Source organism: Streptomyces coryli, assembly GCF_011044975.1.
Taxonomy (GTDB): domain Bacteria; phylum Actinomycetota; class Actinomycetes; order Streptomycetales; family Streptomycetaceae; genus Streptomyces; species Streptomyces coryli.
The window spans coordinates 1-4045 of the sequence record NZ_JAAKZV010000415.1; the positions used below are offsets into that span (position 1 = coordinate 1).

Genomic DNA, 4045 nt, shown 5'->3' on the forward strand with positions numbered 1-4045 from the left:
CTCGGGGGGTAACACGGGGGAACGACGAAGCGGGGCCGGACAGCCGGGGGGTCTGACTGGCCCCGCTTCGTCATGCCTGGAGCTGTGTCTTTTCCTTCGCCGCGGCGATACGGGCCAGCGCCTCGCGCTTGCCGCAGGCGTGGGCGCCGAGGGCGACCTGGCGCTTGATGATGGCCGGTTCCGCCTGCATCAGCCGCCAGCCGCGGAGCACGAGCACATGCGGGGCCTTACGGCCCTCCCTGAGATCGCGCAGGAGCCGGCGGCGGAAGGTGCGCCCGGCGCCGCGCTGCAGGCTGAGCGCGTCCGCGAGCAGGCCGCGGGCCTGCACCTCGCGCACGATCTCCGCCGCGAAGATGCCCTCGGCGATGAAGAGCGGCTCGTCCTTGAGCTCGAAGATCTCGTGGCCGGTGATGGCGCTCTTGGAGATGTCGTAGACCGGGGTGTCGGTGCGCCCGGTGGCGCAGAGCTCCTCGATGGCGGCCACCGCGGAGCCGGCGTTCCATGAGGCGGGGTGGTCCCAGTCCACGCCGATCTCGCCGTCCATGGTGGGCAGCGTGGGGTCGTCGCCCTCCTTGTAGAAGTCGTCGAGCCGCAGGATGGGAAGTCCCGCCTCGGCGGCGAGGCGGGACTTCCCGGAGCCTGAGGGACCGGTGAGGAGGATGACGCGTGCGGGCATGCCTTTCAGTATGAAGGCGGTCAGTACGCCGAGCCGCCGACGCCGAGCGAGCCCGTCGGGTGCCAGACCGTCTTCGTCTCCAGGAACGCCGTCAGGCGCTTGGTGCCCGGGGTCTGCGACCAGTCGTGCGGTCCTGCGCGCAGGACGCGCTTGAGGTTGTCCGCGGCGGCCGTCTCCAGGTCCTTCGCCAGCGCCGGGTCGGCGCCGGTGAGGTCGATCGCGTTCACGTCCTGGTGCGCGGCCAGGGTCGGGGCGATCTCGGCCGTACGGCCGGAGAGGACGTTCACCACGCCGCCCGGGACGTCCGAGGTGGCGAGCACCTCGGCGAGGGAGAGGGCGGGGAGCGGGGCGGACTCGCTGCTGACGACAACGGCGGTGTTGCCCGTCGCGATTACCGGCGCCACGACCGAGACCAGGCCGAGGAAGGACGACTCCTGCGGGGCCAGGACCGCGACGACGCCGGTCGGCTCGGGGGAGGAGAGGTTGAAGAACGGGCCCGCGACCGGATTGCCGCCGCCGACCACCTGGGCGATCTTGTCGGTCCAGCCGGCGTACCAGACCCAGCGGTCGATGGCCGCGTCCACGACCGCCGCGGCGCGGGACTTGCCCAGGCCCTCGGCGTCGGCGACCTCCCGTACGAACTGGTCCTTGCGGCCCTCGAGCATCTCCGCGACCCGGTAAAGGACTTGGCCGCGGTTGTACGCGGTGGCGCCCGACCAGCCGCTGAAGGCCTTGCGGGCGGCCACGACCGCGTCGCGGGCGTCCTTGCGGGAGGACTGGGGGGCGTTGGCGAGCCACTCGCCCTTGCTGGTGGTGACCTCGTACACGCGCCCGCTCTCCGACCTCGGGAATTTGCCGCCGATGTAGAGCTTGTAGGTCTTGAGGACGCCAAGTCGTGCGTCAGACATTGAGGTACGCCTCCAGACCGTGGCGGCCGCCCTCGCGGCCGAAACCCGACTCCTTGTAGCCGCCGAAGGGCGAGGTCGGGTCGAACTTGTTGAACGTATTCGCCCAGACGACGCCCGCTCGCAGGCTGTTGGCGACGGACAGGATCCGGGAGCCCTTCTCCGTCCAGATGCCGGCGGAGAGGCCGTACGGGGTGTTGTTGGCCTTCGCCACCGCCTCGGCCGGGGTGCGGAAGGTCAGGACCGACAGGACCGGGCCGAAGACCTCCTCGCGGGCGATGCGGTGCGCCTGGGTGACGCCGGTGAAGAGCGTCGGGGCGAACCAGTAGCCGTCGGCGGGCAGTTCGCACGGCGCGGTCCAGCGCTCGGCGCCCTCGGCCTCGCCGGCCTCGGCGAGCTCGGTGATGCGGGCGAGCTGCTCGGCGGAGTTGATCGCGCCGATGTCGGTGTTCTTGTCGAGCGGGTCGCCGAGGCGGAGGGTCGACAGGCGGGTCTTGAGGGCGTCGAGGACCTCGTCCGCCACCGACTCCTGGATGAGGAGGCGGGAGCCGGCGCAGCAGACCTGGCCCTGGTTGAAGAAGATGCCGTTGACGATGCCCTCGACGGCCTGGTCGATGGGGGCGTCGTCGAAGACGATGTTGGCGCCCTTGCCGCCCAGTTCGAGGGTGAGCTTCTTCTTGCTGCCGGCGACCGTACGGGCGATCTGCTTGCCGACGGCGGTGGAGCCCGTAAAGGCGACCTTGTCGACGTCCGGGTGCGCGACCAGGGCCGCGCCGGCGTCGCCGTAGCCCGGGATGATGTTGACGACGCCCTTGGGCAGGCCCGCCTGGCGGCAGATGTCCGCGAAGAACAGGGCGGAGAGGGGGGTCGTCTCGGCGGGCTTGAGGACGACCGTGTTGCCGGTCGCCAGGGCCGGGGCGATCTTCCAGGCCAGCATCAGCAGCGGGAAGTTCCACGGGATGACCTGGCCGGCCACGCCCAGCGGCTTCGGGTTCGGGCCGAAGCCCGCGTGGTCGAGCTTGTCGGCCCAGCCCGCGTAGTAGAAGAAGTGGGCCGCGATCAGCGGGAGATCCGCGTCGCGGGTCTCCTTGATCGGCTTGCCGTTGTCCAGGGTCTCCAGGACGGCCAGCTCGCGGGAGCGCTCCTGGATGATCCGGGCGATGCGGAAGAGGTACTTGGCGCGTTCGGCGCCCGGGAGCGCCGACCAGGGGCCGAAGGCGCGGCGGGCGGCCTGCACGGCCCGGTCCACGTCGGCCTCGCCGGCCTGGGCGATCTCGGAGAGGACCTCTTCCGTCGCCGGGGAGACGGTCTTGAAGACCTTGCCGTCCGCGGCTTCGGCGAACTCGCCGTCGATGAAGAGCCCGTACGAGGGTGCGATGTCGACGACGGACCGGGACTCGGGGGCGGGGGCGTACTCAAAGGGATTGGTCATGATCTCGCTCAGTCCACCGTCACGTAGTCGGGGCCGGAGTAGCGGCCGGTGGCCAGCTTCTGGCGCTGCATCAGCAGGTCGTTGAGCAGGCTGGAAGCGCCGAAGCGGAACCAGTGGTTGTCCAGCCAGTCCGGGCCCGCCGTCTCGTTCACCAGCACCAGGAACTTGATCGCGTCCTTGGCGGTCCGGATGCCGCCGGCCGGCTTCACGCCCACCTGTACCCCGGTCTGGTCGCGGAAGTCGCGGACAGCCTGGAGCATCAGGAGCGTGTTCGCCGGGGTGGCGTTCACGGCGACCTTGCCCGTCGAGGTCTTGATGAAGTCGGCGCCCGCCAGCATGCCCAGCCACGAGGCGCGGCGGATGTTGTCGTACGTCGACAGCTCGCCGGTCTCGAAGATGACCTTCAGCCGGGCCTTGCCGGTGGCCTCCTTGACGGCCTTGATCTCCTCGAAGACCTGGAGATAGCGGCCGGACAGGAAGGCACCGCGGTCGATGACCATGTCGATCTCGTCCGCGCCGGCGGCGACGGCGTCGCGGGTGTCCGCCAGCTTCACGTGCAGGGCCGCGCGGCCCGCCGGGAAGGCGGTGGCGACGGAGGCGACCTTGACGCCGCTGCCCTTGACGCCCTGGGCGGCGATGCCGGCCATGTCGGGGTAGACGCAGACGGCGGCGACGCGCGGGGTGTCGCGGTCGGTCGGGTCCGGGTTCACCGCCTTCGCGGCGAGCGAGCGGACCTTGCCGGGGGTGTCGGCGCCTTCCAGCGTCGTCAGGTCGATCATCGAGATCGCCAGGTCCAGGGCGTACGCCTTGGCCGTCGTCTTGATGGAACGGGTGCCCAGGGACGCGGCGCGGGCCTCCAGGCCCACCGGGTCGACGCCCGGCAGTCCGTGCAGGAAGCGGCGCAGCGCGCTGTCGGAAGCGGTCACCTCGGCGAAGGGGGCTGTAGCAGCCGGGGACGCGGTACGAGACATGCTCACAAGACGAGCATATCTACACGCGTAGCGTCTTGGGGAGGGGGTGAGGGAGAGGAAG

Annotated in this window: 4 protein-coding genes; all 4 read right to left on the minus strand. The window is 70.7% G+C overall.

All coding sequences use genetic code 11. From position 1 onward, the window contains the following. Window positions 1–70: 70 nt before the first annotated feature. The 4 genes from G5C51_RS40375 to deoC are packed head-to-tail and all read right to left on the minus strand — an operon-like array spanning window position 71 to window position 3984. Window positions 71–676 carry a hypothetical protein gene (locus tag G5C51_RS40375; RefSeq protein ID WP_165245671.1) on the minus strand — a complete coding sequence of 202 codons (606 nt, stop codon included), beginning with the start codon at window positions 674–676 and terminating at the stop codon, window positions 71–73. A 20-nt stretch (window positions 677–696) separates the two neighbouring features. Beyond that, complete coding sequence (locus G5C51_RS40380) at window positions 697–1584, minus strand: aldehyde dehydrogenase family protein (protein ID WP_165245673.1); 888 nt, start codon at window positions 1582–1584, stop codon at window positions 697–699. Beyond that, window positions 1577–3013 carry an aldehyde dehydrogenase family protein gene (locus G5C51_RS40385; protein ID WP_165245675.1) on the minus strand — a complete coding sequence of 479 codons (1437 nt, stop codon included), beginning with the start codon at window positions 3011–3013 and terminating at the stop codon, window positions 1577–1579. The genes G5C51_RS40380 and G5C51_RS40385 overlap by 8 nt, the downstream gene beginning before the upstream one ends. Before the next feature lie 8 nt (window positions 3014–3021). After that, window positions 3022–3984, minus strand: a complete 963-nt coding sequence (gene deoC / locus G5C51_RS40390) for a deoxyribose-phosphate aldolase (RefSeq protein WP_165245677.1) — start codon at window positions 3982–3984, stop codon at window positions 3022–3024. Window positions 3985–4045 lie beyond the last annotated feature (61 nt).